Raw genomic sequence first — 19,722 nt, 5'->3', positions numbered from 1 at the left:
GCCAACATGCATGACACTGGCCTCGGCACTGACATGGGCCCTGCCCTTACGGCAGCGCTGGCGTGGTGGCGCGATGCCGGCGTCGATCACGCATTCATAGATGATCCGCAGGATTGGCTGGCACAGGCCCGGCAGGAGTCCCCTCCCCCCGCCCCTGCACCGATGAAACCCTTGCGCGAACTCGCCGCAGAACGCAGCGATTCGCCGGTCATCGTGAAAGTCGCGGATCGCAGCGGATGGCCGCAGGACCTTGCCGCATTTGCCGACTGGTGGCTCACCGAACCCGCCCTCGCGCCTGCAGGCCTCAAGCGTCTGGTGCCCACAGGGCCTGCCAATGCTTCGCTGATGATCCTCGTACCGATGCCCTCGGCTGACGATGGCGATGCTCTGCTGACGGGACGCGCAGGCAAGTTGCTTGATGCGATGCTCGGCGCGATGGGCATAGACCGGGCGCAGACTTACCTCGCCTCCGCCCTTCCAGCCCACCTGCCGATGCCCGATTGGGAGACCCTGCGCGCCGCCGGGCTGGGCGAGGTGCTGCTGCATCACATCGCTCTCGCGCGGCCTAGGCGGCTGCTGATCCTGGGCGGATCCGGCATTTCAGCGCTTCTCGGCCACGACCCGCCGAATTTGGCTCAAAGTTTACGGGCAATTAATCAAGAAGGGCCACCACTCCCTGCGCTGCCGGCGTGGGATCTCGAAGCCATGCTGCAACGCCCTGCCCTCAAGGCAGGTTTGTGGAGCCGCTGGCTCGAATGGACGGGGACCGAAACGATTTGAAGCTGGCTCACGCCACCAAGTACACGCTGCTGGCTTTTGCGACTTCGGTTGCAGCGCTCTCGGCTGTGCCCGCGCAGGCGAACAGCGCAGCGGTCGACTATTTTCGCGGCCGCGCCGATCGCACCGCCGTACCCTCGCTGCTCAGCCAGGATGACCGGAGCTACTACAAGAGCCTGTTTTCCGCGATCGAGCGTGAGGACTGGACGCAAGTGCAGGCCCTCTTCGCCCAGCGCACAGACGGACCGCTGCACACGGTTGCCCGCGCGCAATACATTCTCGCGGCCACTTCGCCCAAGGCCGAACTCGCGCCGATCACCGACGTCCTGAACAAGGCGCCAGACCTGCCATGGGCTGAACAGCTTGGCCGTCTCGCCCTCAAGCGCGGCGCAACCGAGCTACCCAGCCTGCCGCAAGCGCAGCGCCTCATGGCTCTGCCCAACGTCTCGAAGCGTATCCGTCCCCGCTCGATCGATGACGGCACGATGCCCGCCAGCGTCGCCGCTGCAATTCAGGACCGCATCAAGTTCGACGATCCCGTCGGCGCCCGCGTGCTGCTGGATGGCGTCGACGCCACGCTCTCGTCCGACGCCCGGGCCGAATGGCGCCAGAAGATCGGCTGGGCCTTCTATATCGAGAACGACGACGCCACCGCACGCGCCATCGCGCTGACCGCCGCCGAAGGAACGGGGCCTTGGGTCTCCGAAGCCTACTGGACTGCGGGCCTTGCCAGCTGGCGCCTGGGCGATTGCGTCGCGGCGGCCGACGCGTTCGAGAAGACCGCAGGCTTGGCGCAGAACGACGAACTGGCCTCTGCCGCGCATTACTGGGCAAGCCGCGCGTGGCTGCGCTGCCGCAAGCCCGAGAAGGTATCCGCGTCGCTGCGCAATGCCGCCCGCTTCCGCGAGACGCTCTACGGCATGATGGCCTCCGAAGCGCTCGGCCTGCGCGAAAGCGCGCCGCCGGTCGCCCCCGATTTCTCGCTGGCTGACTGGCAGCAGCTGCGCGACGTGCCCAACATCCGCACCGCCGTGCAGCTTGCCGAGATTGGCGAGGACGGCCTTGCCGACGAAGTACTGCGCCATCAGGCCCGCATCGGCGCGCCCGGCCAATACGCCCCGCTCTCGCGCCTCGCCCGCGATCTCGGCCTGCCCTCCACCCAACTGTGGATGGCCTACAACGCCCCGTCGGGCGCCCGTCCGGATGAGGCCGCGCGCTTCCCGGCGCCGAAGTGGACCCCGGCCACCGGCTGGAAGGTCGACCCTGCGCTGCTCTTCGCGCACTCGCTGCAGGAGTCGAACTTCCGCACCGCCGTGACCAGCCCGGCAGGTGCGAAGGGACTCATGCAGGTCCGACCCGGCACTGCCAAGGACATGGCCCGCGTAGAGCCACTGATGGCAGGGCGCGATCGGCAGCTCGACCTGCCCGACGTCAACCTCGCTTTCGGCCAGCAATACCTTCAGCAATTGCGCGATTCCGATGCGACGCAGGGCCTCCTGCCCAAGGTCATGGCGGCGTACAATGCCGGACCTCTGCCCATCGCGCGCTGGAACACCGAAATCCGCGGCGGCAGCGACCCGCTGCTGTGGATGGAATCCATCCCTTACTGGGAAACGCGCGGCTACGTTTCCATCGTGATGCGCAACTACTGGATGTATGAGAAGCAGGCTGGTGGCCCGTCCGAAAGTCGCCTCGGTCTCGTCCAGGGCATGTGGCCGAAGTTCCCCGGCCTGACTGGTGCAGAAAACATAAGGCCGGAAAACATAAGGATCGCATCGCGTGGCAATTGATACTTCGCGCGAATTCAAGCCGATCAACATCGCCCTGCTCACCGTTTCCGATACGCGCGGCCCGGCCGAGGACACCTCGGGCGATATCCTCGCCGAACGCATCAAGGCCAAGGGCCACAAGCTCGCCGCCCGCGCCATCGAAAAGGACGACGCTGACCGCATCGTCAGCCGCCTCAACAACTGGATCGATGACCGCACGGTCGATGCCGTGGTCATCACCGGCGGCACCGGTCTGACGGGGCGCGACGTCACCCCCGAAGCGCTCGACCGGGTGAAGACCCGCGACATTCCCGGCTTCGGCGAACTGTTCCGCTGGCTCTCCTTCAAGACCATCGGCACCAGCACGATCCAGTCCCGCGCCTGCGCCGTCGTCGCGCGCGGCACCTACATCTTCGCCCTGCCTGGATCGAACGGCGCGGTGAAGGACGGCTGGGACGGAATTCTCGACGAACAACTCGACAGCCGCAACCGCCCCTGCAACTTCGTCGAACTCATGCCGAGGCTGCTGGAAAAGTAGGCTTTTCCCAAGCACTACTTGCATTTTTGTTCCACTTATGTTCCAAACTCGCCATGGCAGTCCATGGCAGAGGCGCGCAATCCGCACATGTCCCCACCCGCTTCGGCCTCGCCACGCGCGAGGCTGACGGCGACTGGCTCGACGCGCGCGAGGAGATTGACGGCCCCGGCCCCAAGCTGCGCACCACGGTAACCGAGGAACACCCCCGCTCGATCCTGACCTTCAACCGCTCGCCCGACATTCCGTTCGACCGTTCGGTAAATGCCTATCGCGGCTGCGAGCATGGCTGCGTCTATTGCTACGCCCGCCCCACCCACGCTTACCACGACCTGTCACCCGGCCTCGATTTCGAAACGAAGCTCTTCGCCAAACCCGATGCGGCGAGGCTCCTGCGCGAAACCCTCGCCAAGCCCGGATACAAACCCGCGCCCATCGCTATGGGCACCAACACAGATCCCTACCAGCCCATCGAAGGCCGCTACCGCATCACGCGAGAGGTGCTGGAACTCTGCCTCGAACTGCGCCACCCGGTCACGATCACCACCAAATCGGCCCGCGTGCTCGACGACCTCGATCTTCTGACAGATCTTGCCCGCCACCGCCTCACCGCCGTCGGAATCTCGGTCACCAGTCTCGACCCGCGCCTGTCCGGCCTGCTCGAACCGCGCGCTTCCTCACCTGTCAAGCGACTGGAGGCATTGGAGAAACTGGTCGCGGCAGGCGTGCCTACGCACGTCTCGGTTGCCCCGGTCATCCCTGCGATCACCGACGAATTCATGGAAGGCATCCTCGAAGAAGCGGCCAGACGCGGCGTGCGCTCGGCCAGCTGGATCATGCTGCGTCTGCCCCACGAAGTCGCCCCGCTGTTCCGCGAATGGCTCGACACCCACTTCCCCGACCGCGCGTCGAAAGTCATGGCCATCGTCCAGGCAGTGCGCGGCGGGAAGGACAATGACGCGCAATTCTGCACCCGCATGAAGCCGAACGGCATCTGGGCCGACCTCATCCGCACCCGCTTCCGCGTAGCATGCCGCAAACACGCCATCGGCAAGGCCCACGTCGATCTCGACTGCTCGCAGTTTCGCAAGCCCAGCCCGAACGGACAGTTGGACCTGTTCTGATCTCCCCTCCTGTCAAACCTCACCTTGAAACATCGTCGTCGCCCCGGGCTTGACCCGGGGCTAGGCTTTGCTTCTGCGCTTCCTGTGAACCAAGGAAGCGGGATCCCGGGTCAAGCCCGGGATGACGATGAAGGGTGGTGCGAGAATACCTTGACAAAAAGAACCATATAGGTTATACGCCCCACCCACAGGTCAGGAGAGGGCAAAAGGCCAACCCGCTCCTCTCCCTTCGGAGGTTAGGCGTTGCCGAAGCCTCCGGCGCGATCGGTGCGGCAGGTACGTGCGGGTTCAATGTGGGGCGTTAAGCCCAGACCCACCGGGCAAACCCTGTCGTTACCCAAGGACAGACAGGACAACCCAGGGCTGATAGCACGGCGCCGAACCCTGAGCGACGCTGCGGATGCGGAACCCGCCATGATTGTGCGACAGTGTCAGCACAAACGACAGGTTCTTTTCACGCAGCCGCTTGCCAAGAAGCCAAGGCAGCCCGCGAGCCGCTGCCAAAGCTTCGTCCTTTCACATATGTCCGCCCTCAGGCTGAGCCGACAAGGGGTCCGGAACCGCCCCCCGGCCACTCGCAACCGGTCCCGCGCCCTTCCCGCGCGTGCCACAACGGCACCGCACCGGTCGCGCGATCTGTGCTTTCCCACCGGCGTTACCGTCCGCACTCGCCAGCGGATGCTTTGCTTTATCGCGTATCCGCGATGCCCACCCCCAGCCCCTCCCGCTTGCGGGAGGGGCGAGACACGCAGCGCTTACATCCAGCCCTCCCGCAGGCGGGAGGGCCGCGAGACTTGACGAACGCAGTGAAGTTAGTCGCAGCGGGGTGGGCATCCGACGCCACCCCCCGCGAAACGCTATGCCCCCCGAAACCGGATCAACCGACTATCCGCCACCGCCGCCGTCCGATGCGGCAGGGCATCGCGCGCATAGGCCTCGTCCTTCACCATCGCGAAGAACGCTCCTGCATCGGGGTAGCCCATGACAAACGCCTCGTCCCACTCCCCTTGCGGACCGGTGACGACGCATTCCATCGGCGCGTGCCAGACCATCGCCGCGCCGGAATCCTTCACCAGCGCCTGAAACGCATCCTTGTAGATCGCGTAAGCTTCGCGCCCGGTCAGGCCCTTGCCATGGTTGGGATGACCTTCGGGGTACTCGGCCAGTTCGCGGAACCTGATCAGGTTGAGCATGTGCAGCGGCGTATCGCGTGGCAGCGACTTGAACACATCGAAGTTCTCGCGGCTCGGATCGATATAAACCTCGGACATGCTCAAGCCACCTTGTCCCATGCGAAAGTGCGGAACTGATCGCGCAGGTCCTTCTTGCTGATCTTGCCGGTGCCGGTGTGCGGGATCTGGTCCACGAACACGACCGCGTCAGGCACCCACCACTTGGCGACATGACTGGCCAGGAACCCACGGATATCGTCCTGCGACACCTCTACGCCCGGTTTCTTTACCACGACCAGCAAGGGCCGCTCGTCCCACTTGGGATGATACACGCCGATCGCGGCCGCCTCTGCCACCGCCGGATGCCCGATCGCCGCGTTCTCCAGCTCGACCGAGCTGATCCATTCCCCGCCCGACTTGATCACGTCCTTGGTCCGGTCGGTCAGTTGCAAGGTGCCATCGCCATGGATCACGCCAACGTCACCCGTATCGAACCACTGGCCCGCCACCACTGCATCGGCCTCGGCCTTGAAATAGCGCTTGATCACCCAGGGCCCGCGCACCTGCAATGCCCCCGCCGTCACGCCATCGCGCGGCAGGACCTTGTCCGGATCATCGAGATCGACGCAGCGGATCTCCACCCCGAACGGCGGACGCCCCTGCATCGCCTTGACCGTCACCTGCTCGTCGAAGTCCAACTCGTCCCAGTTCCACGTCTCGGCCCCGGTGGTGCCGATGGGCGAGGTTTCGGTCATGCCCCAGGCATGGGCGACGCGGCAGCCTGCGCGCATGAAACGCTCGATCATTGCGCGCGGCATGGCAGAGCCGCCGGTGACGATGGTCTGCAGGCTCGCCGGAATCTCACCGCCGTTGTGCGCGTCGACATGCTGGAGCAAAGCCAGCCAGACCGTCGGCACGCCGGCCGAGCAGGTCACCTTCTCGCGGTTCATCAGCTCGCACAGCACCGCGCCATCGTTCACCGCCGAATAGACGAACTTCGCCCCCGCCGCCGCGCCCGCCCATGGCAGGCCCCAGCTTGCAGCGTGGAACATCGGCACGATCGGCAACATGACCGAGCGACAATCCATGCCAAACACCGGCGGGCTGATCGCGCTCAGCGCATGCAACATGGTCGAGCGGTGCTCGTAGAGCACGCCCTTGGGATTGCCGGTGGTGCCGCTGGTGTAGCAGAGCATGCACGGATCGCGCTCGTCCCCGTCATGCCATTCGGCCTGCCCGTCTTCGGACCCGATCCACTCCTCGAAGTGCAGCGCAGGCTCGCTGCTGTCGAAGCAGATATAATGCTCGACCGTCGGCCAACGCGGCTTCATCCGCTCCACGATCGGCGCCCACTGCTTGTCGAACAGCATCACCCGATCTTCGGCGTGATTGACGATGTAATCGAGCTGATCGTCGAACAGCCGCGGGTTGAGAGTGTGAAGAATACCGCCGACGCCTACTGCGCCGTACCACGAGACGAGATGCCGGTGATGGTTCATCGCCAGCGTGGCGATCCGGTCGCCCGGCTGCACGCCCAGTTTGCGCAAGGCCTGCGTCATCCGCAGCGCGTCGTGGCGGATGCCCGCCCAGTTTGTCCGGGTCTCGCTGCCATCGGCCCAGCGGCTGACGATTTCGCGCTCCGAATGCTCGCGCGCGGCGTGGTCTATCAGATGTGTGACCCGCAGCTTCCAGTCCTGCATCGCGCCCAGTTGCTGCATCGCTCTCTCCGTTCGTTTTCTTATTCGACGAGCCGCAGATGCCTTTCCGGTCTTGCGGTCAGCGCCACATTGGCAAGTCCATCTATGGGAATCAATCGTTCGATTAAGTCGCTGTCCAGTTTAAAATCATTGCCGAGCCTGACGAGTGGCTCCTTCGGCCCGCCGGTGCGCAGCCGCGCCAGGACTTCGCCCTTGCCGCCGGGTTCGCGCGGCAGCAGCATCGCAAGTTCGGAAATCGCCTCAGGCTTGCTGACGTCGAGCTTCAACTGCATCCGCGAGGCACTCGTCACCGATGCCAGCGGACGCGCCCCGCGCACCGTCACGCGCGGCGCTTCGTCGGGATTGGGCCGGTCCAGCTCGACGTTGAGCAGTACGCAAGTGCCATCGCGCGCCCACTGCTGGAACGGCTCGACCAGGCTCTCCTCGAAGCACGAAGCCGAAAACAGGCCCGAACTGTCGGAGAAATCGGCCATGACAAAGTCCTTGCCCTTCTTCGTCTTGCGCTTCTGCACGTTCTCCACCAACGCCGCCATGACCGCGCCCGAGCGCCCGCCCGGCTCGCCGGTCCCGGTCATCAGGCTGCCATAGGACCGCGCGCCGTTTGCTGACGCGACCGCGCGATATTCCTCCACCGGATGCGCAGCGAAGTAGAAACCGAAGTTCTCGCGCTCCGCCGCCATCTGGTCGGCTCGGCTCCATGGCTTGGTCTCGGCAAGACGCGTTGCAGGTGCGGCATGATCATCGCCGCCGAACAACCCGCCCTGCCCGGACGTGCGCGAACGCGCCGCCTCGTCAGCCACTGCCATCAGCAGTTCGGCATTGGCAATCACCTTGGCACGGTTAGGCTCAAGGCAATCGAGCGCGCCCCCCGCCGCCAGCGCTTCCAGCTGACGCCGGTTCATCGATCCTGCCGGAATGCGCTTGAACAGGTCGTCGAGCGAAGCAAAAGGCCCGTTCGCTTCGCGCTCCTCGACGATCTGCTCCATCGCCTTCTCGCCCACATTGCGCAGGCCCGCCAGCGCATAGCGCACGGCAAAGCCGTCCTGCGTCCGTTCGACGGTAAACTCGGCCTCGGAATGGTTGATGTCCGGCCCGGCTAGCGCCACACCGTTGCGCCGCATGTCGTCGACGAAGACCGAGAGCTTTTCCGACTGGTGCATGTCGAAGCACATCGATGCGGCATAGAACTCGTGCGGATAGTGCGTCTTCAGCCACGCCGTCTGGTAGGCCAGAAGCGCATAAGCGGCAGCGTGGCTCTTGTTGAAGCCGTAGCCTGCGAACTTGTCGATCAAGTCGAACAGCTCGTTGGCCTTGGCCGCCGGAATGTCGGACACGGTCTTGCAGCCATCGACGAAGCGCTGGCGCTGCGCGTCCATCTCCGCCTGCACCTTCTTGCCCATCGCGCGGCGCAGAAGGTCGGCATCGCCCAGCGAATAACCCGCGAGGATCTGCGCGGCCTGCATGACCTGTTCCTGATAGACGAAGATCCCGTACGTCTCCGACAGGATGCCCGCGAGCTTCTCGTGCGGGTACTCGATGCTTTCGAGCCCGTTCTTGCGCCGTCCGAACAGCGGAATGTTGTCCATCGGACCCGGACGATAGAGCGAGACGAGCGCGATGATGTCGCCGAAGTTGGTCGGCTTCACCGCCGCCAGCGTGCGCCGCATCCCTTCGGATTCCAGCTGGAACACGCCAACCGTGTCGCCCGATTGCAGCAGCTTGTAGGTCTGCTCGTCATCCCAGGCGAGCGCGGACAGATCGATCTCGATCCCGCGCTTGGCCATCAGGTCCACCGCCTTGCGCAGGACCGAGAGCGTCTTCAGGCCGAGGAAGTCGAACTTGACCAGCCCCGCATCCTCGACATGCTTCATGTCGAACTGCGTGACCGGCATGTCCGAACGCGGATCGCGGTAGAGCGGCACGAGTTGCGCCAGCGGCCGGTCGCCGATCACCACGCCCGCTGCGTGGGTGGAACTGTTGCGCGGCAGGCCTTCAAGCTGCATCGCAAGGTCGATCAGGCGCTTGACCTCGGGATCGCGGTCATACTCGCGCTTGAGTTCGAGCACGCCATTCAGTGCGCGCGGCAGCGGCCAGGGGTCGGTCGGATGGTTGGGCACCATCTTGCACAGGCGGTCGGTCTGCCCATAGCTCATCTGCAGGATGCGCCCGGTATCGCGCAGCACGGCGCGGGCCTTCAGCTTGCCGAAGGTGATGATCTGCGCGACGTGGTCCAGCCCGTACTTGCGCTGGACATAGCGGATAACCTCGCCACGCCGGGTTTCGCAGAAGTCGATATCGAAGTCCGGCATCGAAACGCGTTCCGGATTGAGGAAGCGTTCGAACAGCAGGCCCAGCTTGATCGGATCGAGGTCGGTGATGGTCAGCGCCCAGGCCACCAGCGAACCTGCACCCGATCCACGGCCCGGCCCGACCGGAATGCCCTGCTCTTTGGCCCACTTGATAAAGTCGGCCACGATCAGGAAGTAGCCGCCAAAACCCATGCGGTTGATGATGCCGACTTCGAACTCAAGCCGGTCACGATAGCCGAGCACTTCCTCCCACACGCCCGCGACATTGAGCTGCGGGTAATCGGCGGCGTCCGGTTCGGCATCGGGGCCGAGGCACAGCACGCGCTCCAGTTCGGCGTGGGCCGCTTCTGGATAATAGGGCTTCAACCGCAGGACGAGGCCCTTGCGGCTGTCTTCGGCACACATCCGCGCCTCGCCTTCCTGATCGCCGGCAAGGCTGGGCAGGATCGGCTTGCGCTTGGGCGGCATCACCGCGCAGCGCTGCGCCACGACGAGCGTGTTGGCGAGCGCTTCAGGCAAGTCCTTGAACAGCTCCTCCATCACCTCGGCAGGCTTGATCCACCATTCCTTGCTGGAACGCGGGCGGTCGGTGCTGTCGACATGGGTGGAGCTGGCGATGCACAACATCGCATCGTGCGCATCATAGAACCCGCGCTCGGCAAAGCAGGCGGGATTGGTCGCCACCAGTGGCAGGTTGCGGGCATAGGCAAGGTCGATCAACGCCTCTTCCGATGCTTCCTCCACCGGCTCTTTCCGTCGCGCGATCTCGATGTAGAGCCGCTCGGGGAACAGCTCCTGCAACCGGTCGAGATAGGCTTCCGCGGCACTTTGCTGCTGCCCGCCCAGCAGTCGCGCCAGCGCGCCCTCGCCCGCAGCCGTCAGGCAGATCAGCCCATCGGTATGACCGACAAGGTCTGCGAGCACGACATGCGCCTCGAACTCCAGCGGCCGATCAAGGTGCGCCCGGCTGACGAGATGGCACAGGTTGTCATAGCCCCGCGCATCCTGCGCATAGAGCGCAAGCCAGTCCACGGTGGGCGCTGCAGGCCCGAAACCCGTCGCCGCCCCGTCGCGATCCGGCCGTGCCACGGCGAGCATCGTGCCGATAACCGGCTGCACGCCCATGTCCTTGCACGCCTTGGCATAGGCGACGCTGCCATAGAGCCCGTTACGATCGGTAATCGCCGCCGCCGGAAACCCCCGCTCCGCCGCTGTCTTGGCAATAGCCTTTGGATCGATCGCCCCATCGAGCATCGTGTAGGACGAGAAGATGCGAAGCGGAACGAAAGGGGCGTGGGGCATCCCTTCAAGGTAGGAAAAAGGCCGCGCTCTTGCGAGAGGCGCGGCCTGTTTTTCCCCCGAACCGTCAGCGTGCTCAGAGCAGCTTTTCAATATCCTTCGCAATGCTCTCCGGCTTGTCGGTCGGCGCATAGCGGCGCACCACCTTGCCGTCGCGGCCGATCAGGAACTTGGTGAAGTTCCACTTGATCGCCTTGGTGCCGAGCAACCCCGGTGCTTCCTTCTTGAGCCAGTCGTAGAGCGGGTCGGCGTTGTCGCCGTTGACCTCGATCTTGGCCATGAGCGGGAAGCTGAGGCCGAAGTTTACCTTGCAGAAGCTTTCGATCTCGTCCGCCGTGCCCGGTTCCTGCCCGCCGAACTGGTTGCAGGGGAAGGCCAGCACCTCGAAACCCTTGTCGCCATAGTCCTTCCACAGCTTCTCGAGCCCGTCGTACTGCGGGGTGAAGCCGCACTTGGAAGCGGTGTTTACCACCAGCAGGACCTTGCCCTTCTTTTCGGCAAGGTCGATCACTTCACCGTTGGGCTTCTTCGCCTTGAAATCGGCAATGGTCGCAGGTCCGCTCACGCGATCCCTCCCTTGGCTGCGAGTTCGAGTATTTCGACCACGTTGAGCGATTTTCCGCCCGCCACGTCGATGACCAGACGCGCACGCTGTGCGGCATCCATCGCAGCAACCTCGGCGACAAGTTCGCGCAAGGTCCCTTTCTTGAGCGCATTGAAATTGTACTGAAGTTCCGAGCCGCCATCGTCGCGCTCATGCAGTGTTCCCTGCGCATCCCAATCAAGACCGGACATGAATTCTCCCCTTGTCGCGCAAATGGTTCGCACGACAAGGGGACCGGATCAACGGCTAATCATCAGGGGCAAATCAGGCAGGAAAGTCGATGCGGTGCGACAGCGAAAGGATTTCGGCCGGGCCGTACTGCCGGTCGCCCGACTTCTCGATCACCAGCGTAGCGCGTTCGGCTTCAGGCATCCGGGCGACCATGCGAACCATGTCGGCAAAAGTCCCGGCGTGGAGCGAGGCGAAGCCGTGAAAGACGCCGTCTGCCGCTTCCCGGCGCAGCACGACGGCATGGTCGTTCCAGAACGATGCAGCATCGGCCGCCTCGGCGCGGATCGTTGTATTCATGATACGATCTCCTTCTGCCCGTGAAAACGCGTGCAGGAGACGATGTATCCCTACTGCAAAACGCCTTCGTGCAGCCGAACCACGCGGTCCATGCGCAAGGCGAGACGCTCGTTGTGGGTCGCGATCAGCGCCGAACTGCCTTCGCCGCGCACCAGCTTGAGGAACTCCTCCAGCACGCGGTCGGCAGTCGCCTCGTCGAGGTTGCCGGTCGGCTCGTCGGCCAGCACCATCTCGGGCCGGTTCGCCAGAGCGCGCGCCACGGCAACGCGCTGCTGCTCGCCGCCGGAGAGCTGGCTTGGCCGGTGGTCGAGCCGCTGCGCAAGGCCCAGCGCCGAAAGCAGCTCCCGCGCCCTGCCCTCGGCCTGCGCCCGATTCTTGCCCGCCACCAACTGCGGCAGCACGACGTTCTCCATCGCGTTGAAATCGGGCAGCAGATGGTGGAACTGGTACACGAACCCGAGGTGATCCCGCCGCAGCGCAGTGCGATCATCGCCCGAAAGCTTCGAAGCATCGGTGCCCGCAATCTCGATCAGCCCGGAAAAGCCGCCTTCGAGCAGGCCGATTGCCTGAAGCATGGTCGACTTGCCCGAGCCGGAAGGCCCCAGCAGCGCAACGATCTCGCCCGGACGTATCTCGAGATTCACGCCCCGCAGGACGTCAATTGTCACCCCGCCTTGGCTGAACGAACGGCGCAGATCGCGCAATCTGACGACGGGACTAATCATTTGGGATCACCGGATTAACGTGAATGATGTATCGGGCAAGTTTGTGTTTTCTTGGCAGACCCATCGCAAAGAAGGCCACTTCAGCAACAGATTCCCAGACCTCGGCGGTTCCAGGCCCGGACATGTCATCATCACCGACAAAGCCTACTAGGGCCAGATAGGCATCCACTCCCGCGTTTCTCAGAAACCACAGGTGGGCAACCCGATTGGCTAGTTGGTAGAAGACTTTGCTCCAGGAAACAGAGCCAACGACACCAAGGTCTATGGCCACCTCGCGCAATCTCGCCTCAATAACTGCGAGCGACGTTTCACCTGCGGCTGATGGAGGAGTGCAAAACTCCCGAACGTGAGCTTTGGCCTCGACCAGGACGACCGCGCCGTTGTCAACTCTCGCCAGTGCATCCCATTGTGGGCCGCGACGCGGCCAGAATTCAGCAAGCGGACTGGCTAGATGTGCCAGTCCCAAGCGCTCCACGAACGCAGCATCGCGATACTCGGCGAAATCATCTTCGGCCAAAGGCGAGAGCCATGCCAACTTTTGCCCGCCAACAGCCTTGAGAATTGGATCTTCTAGAGACGACCACTGCTGATTCACAGCTTGCTGAATCCACTTCAGGCTGCCGCGAGCACCGACCTTCTGCTCAACTCTCACGCTTTGTCACTCATAACGCAGCACCTGAACCGGGTCCGTACTCGCGGCCTTGAGCGCCGGGTAGAGCGTGGCGAGGAAGGAGAACAGCAGGGCCATCAGGCTGATCGTGGTGATCTCCACAGGGTCGGACCGGCTCGGCAGTTCGGTAAGGAAGCGGATCGAGGGGTCCCACAGGTTCTGCCCCGTCAGCCACTGGATCGCGTTGACGATGGGCTGGCGGAAGAACAGGAACACGAAGCCCAGCGCAAGGCCCGACAGCGTGCCCAGCGCACCGATCACGAAGCCGATCGTCACGAAGATCTTGAGCAGGCTCTTCCGCGTCGCCCCCATCGTGCGCAGGATCGCGATGTCGCGGGTCTTGGCGCGGACCAGCATGATCAGCGACGACAGGATGTTGAACACCGCCACCAGCACGATGATCGAGAGCACGATGAACATCGCCACGCGCTCCACCGCCAGCGCCTCAAACAGGCTGGCGTTGATCGTCTTCCAGTCGGTGACGACTGCAGTGCCTTCTAGCTGCTTCGTGATCGGAGCCAGCGTCTCCGAGACGGTATCGGCGTTGGTCGTAGTCACTTCGATCATGCCGATGGAGTCGCCGGTCAGCAGCAGTGTCTGCGCATCGGCAATGGGCATGACAACATAGGCATTGTCGTAGTCGTAGATGCCGACTTCGAAGATGGCCGAGACGGTGTAGGCAATCTCGCGCGGGACAGTGCCGAACGGCGTTGCACGACCTTGCGGGTTGATGATGGTGATGCTGTCTCCCACACGCGCGCCGAGGTTCTGTGCGAGGCGCGAGCCAAGGGCGACATTGCCTGAACCCGGTCGCAACGAGGCGATCACGCCATCGACACGCTTGTCGTCGAGCCGCTTGATGTCGTCGGCGGTGTTGCCCCGCACGAGGATCGCCTCGACCCGGCCGTTGAAGCTTGCCAGCAGCGGCTGCTCGATAAGCGGAGAGGCATGGGTGACGCCAGGCGTCGCCTCGACCTTCTTGAGGATGTCCTGCCAGTCATCAAGCCGCCCGCCGTAGGCCTGGATGATCGCATGGCCGTTGAGCCCGACGATCTTGTCGAGCAGTTCGGCGCGAAAACCGTTCATCACGCTCATCACGATGACGAGCGCGGCCACGCCGAGCATGACCGCGACCAGACTGATGCCCGCAACAAGGGCGATGAACGCTTCCCCTCGCCCCGGCAGCATGTAGCGCTTGGCGATGGTCCATTCGAATGGAGACAGGATCAAGCAGGGGTCCTTTGGCAGGAAGACGGCCTAGAGATGGATCGAGCGCCAAGCGCCGCAACCCCGGCCGATGTAGGCCGGAGCGGGGCAAACGGCAATGCTTGCGCTGAGATGCGTTGCTCTAGCCAAACGTGGGCAGGGAGCGCTCGAGTTCGGCAATGCGCGATTCCATCGCGCGCTTCTCGACGATCCTGCGATGGCGCTCGCACGACAAGGGTAACGCCGCCAGCACGGTCACGCCGACGTAAAGCTGGAAGAACTGGATGCGATCGCCGAACCCGATGTCCATTCCGGCAATGGGGCCATGGCCCATGACGGTCATCGTGCCCCCGATCACGATCAGCAGCAGCGGCATCAGCGTCGTGATCGCTGCGGGCGCAAGGGCAGAGGCGATCACCAGAAACACCAACGGGAAGACCAGCAAGGCGCGCATGTCCAGCGCGAAGACGAGCACGGTCAACAGCATGAATGAACCGAACACCAGAGTCGCCAGAGGCCACTGGCTGGCAGGGGGCAGGAAGCTGCGCCCTCGGGAAAGCCGGTGATAGACGAAATGAAACACCGGCAGGCAGGCGACGAGCCCGAGCGCGTGGCCGATGATCCACCGCGTGAAGTTCTCGACCGGTGGCTGATCCAGAACAAGCCACGCAACCAGCGAAGCGGCCGCGCCTGTCAGCGAGGGCACGGTCAGGCCGATGCCAATATAGAAAGACCCCACCCATTCGAGGATGTCGTGCGGCCAGAACGCCCTTGTGATCGATCGCCACAGCAGCGCCACGAGCACGGCTTCTGCCATGTTGATGAGGGCAAAGGGAAAGGCACAGGCCCAGCCGAGGCCAAAGAAGCCGGTGACTGCCATGCTTGCGATTCCGCAGAGCACCAGCCATCGCCACCACTCGCGCGACGGTTCGTGGACCAATCGTGCCGACAGCACCGCGCTGGCCAGCCAGACCATCGCGACGCCGCCGGTGAAGCGCCCGAAATGCACCGCACCATAGGCCAGCACCGCGTAGGCGATGGCTGTGCTGACGGGTCCTGCCAGGATCTGTGCGAGGCGCATGCCCCTGGATATCGCGCATGGTAGTTAAGAATTCCCGTCCGTCGGATGCATGTCTTTGCTAGGCTGGCATAATCCGCAAGGAGAGCGGCTGACCGGAATGCCGTGTCGCGGCTGCAACTACGCACGAGATGTGTCGCGGTTCCACGCCTCGGTTGCCTGCTTCGGCGGGACTCGCGAACCTTGCCCTTGCCATTGGCGGCAAACGTCGCCATTTGGGCGCCAGCAATCGGCCGGCGCGCACGCGCCCACGCGAGTCCACGGGACCCATGACCACAGATCAAGAATTTCGCGACGCAGCACCGTGGGATATCGGTGCCGATGACGACAAGCTGCGCGAGGAGTGCGGCATCTTCGGCGTACTCGGCGTTCGTGACGCCGCTGCGACAGTCGCGCTCGGCCTCCACGCCCTGCAGCATCGCGGGCAGGAGGCTGTCGGCATCACCAGCTTCGACGGGCAGGAGTTCTACCAGCGCAAGGGCATCGGCCACGTCGCGGCGAACTTCTCCACCGGCTCGGCTATTGCCGAACTGCCCGGAACGATGGCCTCGGGCCACGTCCGCTATTCGACCACCGGCGGTGCTGGCTTGCGCAACGTGCAGCCGCTCTTTGCCGATCTCGCCTCGGGCGGATTCTCGATCGCCCACAACGGCAACATCTCCAACGCCACTTTCCTCAAGCGCGACCTCGTCCGCAAGGGCGCGATCTTTCAGTCGACGTCGGACACCGAGGTGATCATCCACCTCGTCGCGACGAGCCGCTACCCCACCCTGCTCGACCGTTTCGTCGATGCGCTGCGCCTTGTCGAAGGCGCCTACTCGCTGATCTGCATGACGCCGCAAGGCATGATCGCCTGCCGCGATCCGCTCGGCATCCGCCCGCTTGTAATGGGCAAGCTGAACGACGCCATTGTCTTCGCCAGCGAGACGGTTGCGCTCGACGTGGTCGGCGCTGACTTCGTTCGCGAGGTGGAGCCGGGCGAACTGATTCAGGTCGATCTGGATGGCAACCTGAGCACGCACCGCCCGTTCGGCACGCCCAACGCACGCCCCTGCATCTTCGAACACGTCTATTTCAGCCGCCCGGACTCGGTCATGGGCGGCAGCTCGGTCTATCAGGTGCGCAAGGCCATCGGAGCGCAGCTGGCGATGGAGAGCCCGGCAGACGCCGATCTCGTCATCCCCGTGCCCGACAGCGGCGTTCCTGCCGCGCTCGGCTATGCCCAGCAGTCGGGCATTCCGTTCGAGCTTGGCATCATCCGCTCGCACTATGTCGGCCGTACCTTCATCCAGCCCTCGGACGGCGCGCGCAACGCCGACGTGAAGCGCAAGCACAACGCCAACCGCGCGCTCGTTGCCGGCAAGCGCATCGTGCTGATCGACGATTCGATCGTGCGCGGCACCACCAGCCTCAAGATCGTGCAGATGATGCGCGATGCGGGCGCGGCCGAAGTGCACATGCGCATCGCCAGCCCGCCGACCGAGCATTCGTGCTTCTATGGCGTTGATACGCCCGAACGCTCGAAGCTGCTCGCCGCGCGGATGGACGTTGCCGCCATGGCCGAGTTCATCCACGCCGACAGCCTCGCCTTCGTCTCGATCGATGGCCTCTACCGCGCCGTCGGCGAGGCCGAGCGCAACAACGCCTGCCCGCAATACTGCGACGCCTGCTTCTCGGGCGAATACCCGACCAAGCTGACCGACCTTGCCGAGCGCGACAATCCCGACCAGCTCTCGCTGCCGGTCGGCAAGGTCGCCTGACATGAGCCTGCAGGGGCAACTGGCGCTGGTAACCGGCGCAAGCCGGGGCATCGGCGCGGCCACAGCCAAGGCACTGGCCGCACAGGGCGCGCACGTCATCCTCGTCGCCCGCAACGCCAAGGACCTTGAAAAGGTCGAGGAAGAGATCTTCGAGGCTGGCGGCAGCGCAACCATTGCCCCGGTCGATCTTGGCGAGCCTGAAGGCATCGCCCGCCTTGCCACGGCCATCGGCGGGCGCTGGAGCGCGCTCGACGTTCTGGTGATCAATGCTGCCGTCCTGCCCACGCTGACTCCAGTCTGGCAGATCGACGCTGGCGAATTCAACAAGGCCCTCACGCTCAACGTGCTGGCGACGCAAGCGCTCCTCGCCGGGTTCGATGTCATGCTGCGCAAGAGCAAGGACGCCCGTGTGATCGGCGTGACCAGCAGTGTCGGCGCCACACCGCGCGCCTATTGGGGCGCCTATGGCGCCTCCAAGGCCGCGTTCGACAACCTGCTCAATTGCTACGGGCAGGAAGTGCGCAATACTGCGTCTATCCGTGTCGCCGTTGTCGATCCCGGAGCCACCCGCACCAAGATGCGCGCGCGCGCCTATCCCGGTGAAAACCCCGAGAGCGTCAAGCCGCCCGAGGTCGTTGCCGACCGGATCGTTGCGCTTCTTGGTGAACAGTTCACCAGCCCGCACCGCATCCGCGTTAACCAGGACTGATAGGCCTGAATTAACGAAATACCGCGATTCTCTGCAATGGTTTGTCACGCTTCGTGACGGGCCCCACGCAGCAGAGGGTCGAGGTGTCCGGCATGACGACGACGGACTGGAACACGAACATCTACGGGCAGGCCGCGCTCGAAGATCGCAGCGCACCGCGCCAGCGCGTGAACATCCCGGCGACCCTGCGGCCTTCCGGCGGCAAGGGCTTCCAAACCGTGGTGCTCGACCTCTCGCTCGGCGGCTTTTGCGCCAATGCCCTGCAACGCCTGCACCCGGGCAACCGCTGCTGGCTGACGCTTCCCGGCATGGAAGCGCTGCAAGCCGAAGTCGTCTGGTGGGACTCAGGCCGCGTCGGCTGCGCCTTCGCCAATCTGCTCAGCCCCATCGTCCACGACAACATCCTCGCCCGCTATCGCGGCGATGGCGTGTTCAGGCGGCCATGAGCCTCAACGCTTCACCAGCGTCACTTGGCTGACGTTGATCCCGCCGCCCCGGAACCCGCCCTCGCAATACATCAGGTAGTAGCGCCACAGATCGACAAAGCGCTGATCGAAGCCTGCGGGCAGACGCCCTTCCGCCACCGCCCGGTCCAGCGCATCGCGCCACAGCTTGAGCGTACGTGCGTAATCGAGGCCGAAGTCCTCGCGGTCCTGCCAGGTCAGCCCACGCTCGCCCGCCAGCCTTGCAAACTCGCGCTCGCTGATCAGAAGGCCGCCCGGGAAGACATAGGCCTGGATGAAGTCCGCGCTGGCGGCATAGGCATCGAACAGGTCGTCGCGGATCGTGATGTATTGCAGCGCTGCCCGCCCGCCCGGCTTGAGGCACCGCGCGAGGCAATCGAAGTAGGACGGCCAGTATTCGCGGCCCACCGCCTCGACCATTTCGACGCTGGCGATGGCATCGAACTGGCCTGCGACATCGCGGTAGTCCTGATGGCGGTACTCGATCCCCGACAGGCCGGACGTCGCCAGCTCTCGCCGCGCCCATTCGAGCTGCTCGTCCGAAAGGCTGATCCCGGTCACCCGAGCGCCATAGCTCTGCGCGAGTCTGCGGGCCAGGAAACCCCAGCCACAGCCGATTTCCAGCACCTCGCTGCCCGGCTTGAGATCAAGCCGTCCACCCAGCCTGTCGACCTTGTTCGCCTGCGCTTCGGCCAACGGAGCATCTGGCGCGATGCCGTCCCACAGCGCGCTCGAATAACTCATCGTCTCGTCGAGCCACTGGCGGTAGAAATCGTTGCCGAGGTCATAGTGCGCGACGATGTTGCGCCGCGCCTGCGCCTTGGAGTTCTTGCGCAGGAAATTGAGCGCCTTGCCCGCAAGGCGCCAAGGCCCCTTGGCCCGCCCGACATCGCCAAGCGTCGCCGCATTGCGCATGAACAGGTCGAATATCGGCACCGGATCGGGACTTTCCCATTCCCCGGCAGCCCAGGCCTCGTACCACCCGATCGAACCCGCCGTCGCCAGTCGCATGATCGCGTTCCAGCTGCGCAGGTGGATGCGAGCGACAGGCCCCTCGCCCCGCCCGCCCACGGTGCGCTGGCTGCCATCGGGCAGGATCGCGTGAATCGTCCCATGGACAAGTCCACGGTCGATCCGCTCGACCACTGCGTCGAACCGACCGGCAAAAATGCGTGCGATCCAGCGTCCGGCGGCGGAGATGTTCCAGCCCCCGGCGACCAGATGCCTCCCCCTCGTTGGCGTCTGCGCGTTCATTGCGTGGATATGCGGTGGAGA

General features: G+C 64.4%; 18 protein-coding genes. 7 read left to right on the top strand and 11 right to left on the bottom strand.

What is annotated here, in order from left to right; translation table 11 throughout:
• The first annotated feature begins 6 nt into the window (after positions 1–6).
• Genes ACZ1JW_RS14675 through ACZ1JW_RS14660 form a run of 4 tightly spaced genes read left to right on the top strand, consistent with a single transcriptional unit; the run spans position 7 to position 4,205 of the window.
• Positions 7–780: a uracil-DNA glycosylase family protein gene (locus tag ACZ1JW_RS14675; RefSeq protein ID WP_465126058.1), complete on the top strand. Its 774-nt coding sequence runs from the start codon at positions 7–9 to the stop codon at positions 778–780.
• On the top strand, positions 756–2,567 hold the full coding sequence (locus ACZ1JW_RS14670) for a lytic transglycosylase domain-containing protein (RefSeq protein ID WP_465141112.1): 1,812 nt from the start codon (positions 756–758) through the stop codon (positions 2,565–2,567). Before ACZ1JW_RS14675 ends, ACZ1JW_RS14670 begins: the two co-directional genes overlap by 25 nt.
• Entirely contained in the window at positions 2,557–3,084 is a 528-nt protein-coding gene (moaB, locus tag ACZ1JW_RS14665; RefSeq protein ID WP_465141111.1) for a molybdenum cofactor biosynthesis protein B, read from the top strand. The genes ACZ1JW_RS14670 and moaB overlap by 11 nt, the downstream gene beginning before the upstream one ends.
• Before the next feature lie 53 nt (positions 3,085–3,137).
• Positions 3,138–4,205 (top strand): PA0069 family radical SAM protein, encoded by a 1,068-nt coding sequence (locus ACZ1JW_RS14660; protein WP_465141110.1) that lies wholly within the window; start codon positions 3,138–3,140, stop codon positions 4,203–4,205.
• 857 nt (positions 4,206–5,062) lie between these two features.
• Here ACZ1JW_RS14660 and ACZ1JW_RS14655 read toward each other — a convergent pair.
• The 10 genes from ACZ1JW_RS14655 to ACZ1JW_RS14610 form a co-directional block, all read right to left on the bottom strand.
• A complete protein-coding gene (locus tag ACZ1JW_RS14655; protein WP_465141109.1) occupies positions 5,063–5,476 on the bottom strand; it encodes a DUF1330 domain-containing protein in 414 nt (137 codons plus the stop codon).
• A 2-nt stretch (positions 5,477–5,478) separates the two neighbouring features.
• Positions 5,479–7,095, bottom strand: coding sequence for a long-chain fatty acid--CoA ligase (locus ACZ1JW_RS14650; RefSeq protein ID WP_465141108.1), 1,617 nt, complete (start codon positions 7,093–7,095; stop codon positions 5,479–5,481).
• Positions 7,096–7,115: 20 nt separating this feature from the next.
• Positions 7,116–10,706, bottom strand: coding sequence for a DNA polymerase III subunit alpha (gene dnaE / locus ACZ1JW_RS14645; RefSeq protein WP_465141107.1), 3,591 nt, complete (start codon positions 10,704–10,706; stop codon positions 7,116–7,118).
• A gap of 73 nt (positions 10,707–10,779) precedes the next feature.
• On the bottom strand, positions 10,780–11,268 hold the full coding sequence (locus tag ACZ1JW_RS14640; protein WP_465141106.1) for a glutathione peroxidase: 489 nt from the start codon (positions 11,266–11,268) through the stop codon (positions 10,780–10,782).
• On the bottom strand, positions 11,265–11,498 hold the full coding sequence (locus tag ACZ1JW_RS14635) for a hypothetical protein (protein WP_465126066.1): 234 nt from the start codon (positions 11,496–11,498) through the stop codon (positions 11,265–11,267). Before ACZ1JW_RS14635 ends, ACZ1JW_RS14640 begins: the two co-directional genes overlap by 4 nt.
• Positions 11,499–11,571: 73 nt before the next feature.
• On the bottom strand, positions 11,572–11,835 hold the full coding sequence (locus ACZ1JW_RS14630; protein WP_465141105.1) for a hypothetical protein: 264 nt from the start codon (positions 11,833–11,835) through the stop codon (positions 11,572–11,574).
• Between the two features lie 50 nt (positions 11,836–11,885).
• Positions 11,886–12,560, bottom strand: coding sequence for an ABC transporter ATP-binding protein (locus ACZ1JW_RS14625; RefSeq protein WP_465141104.1), 675 nt, complete (start codon positions 12,558–12,560; stop codon positions 11,886–11,888).
• Positions 12,553–13,212: a hypothetical protein gene (locus tag ACZ1JW_RS14620; RefSeq protein WP_465141103.1), complete on the bottom strand. Its 660-nt coding sequence runs from the start codon at positions 13,210–13,212 to the stop codon at positions 12,553–12,555. The genes ACZ1JW_RS14625 and ACZ1JW_RS14620 overlap by 8 nt, the downstream gene beginning before the upstream one ends.
• Positions 13,213–13,218: 6 nt before the next feature.
• Positions 13,219–14,460 carry a lipoprotein-releasing ABC transporter permease subunit gene (locus tag ACZ1JW_RS14615; RefSeq protein ID WP_465126069.1) on the bottom strand — a complete coding sequence of 414 codons (1,242 nt, stop codon included), beginning with the start codon at positions 14,458–14,460 and terminating at the stop codon, positions 13,219–13,221.
• 118 nt (positions 14,461–14,578) lie between these two features.
• On the bottom strand, positions 14,579–15,517 hold the full coding sequence (locus tag ACZ1JW_RS14610) for an MASE1 domain-containing protein (protein ID WP_465126070.1): 939 nt from the start codon (positions 15,515–15,517) through the stop codon (positions 14,579–14,581).
• Between the two features lie 266 nt (positions 15,518–15,783).
• On the opposite strand from ACZ1JW_RS14610, the gene purF reads away from it, so the two are divergent.
• The 3 genes from purF to ACZ1JW_RS14595 all read left to right on the top strand — a co-directional run bounded on the left by purF (position 15,784) and on the right by ACZ1JW_RS14595 (position 18,429).
• Positions 15,784–17,274, top strand: coding sequence for an amidophosphoribosyltransferase (purF, locus tag ACZ1JW_RS14605; RefSeq protein ID WP_465141102.1), 1,491 nt, complete (start codon positions 15,784–15,786; stop codon positions 17,272–17,274).
• A 1-nt stretch (position 17,275) separates the two neighbouring features.
• Complete coding sequence (locus tag ACZ1JW_RS14600; RefSeq protein WP_465141101.1) at positions 17,276–17,983, top strand: SDR family NAD(P)-dependent oxidoreductase; 708 nt, start codon at positions 17,276–17,278, stop codon at positions 17,981–17,983.
• Positions 17,984–18,075: 92 nt separating this feature from the next.
• On the top strand, positions 18,076–18,429 hold the full coding sequence (locus ACZ1JW_RS14595; RefSeq protein ID WP_465141100.1) for a PilZ domain-containing protein: 354 nt from the start codon (positions 18,076–18,078) through the stop codon (positions 18,427–18,429).
• A 3-nt stretch (positions 18,430–18,432) separates the two neighbouring features.
• Here ACZ1JW_RS14595 and ACZ1JW_RS14590 read toward each other — a convergent pair whose 3' ends face one another.
• The gene (locus ACZ1JW_RS14590; RefSeq protein WP_465141099.1) at positions 18,433–19,701 is read right to left on the bottom strand and encodes a class I SAM-dependent methyltransferase; all 1,269 of its coding nucleotides are present in this window, start codon (positions 19,699–19,701) and stop codon (positions 18,433–18,435) included.
• Positions 19,702–19,722: the final 21 nt, after the last annotated feature.

The organism is Novosphingobium sp. BL-A-28-Hi1-0D (assembly GCF_055521755.1).
Note: the sequence above shows the minus strand (reverse complement) of the source record. Positions and strands in the feature narration are given on the sequence as shown.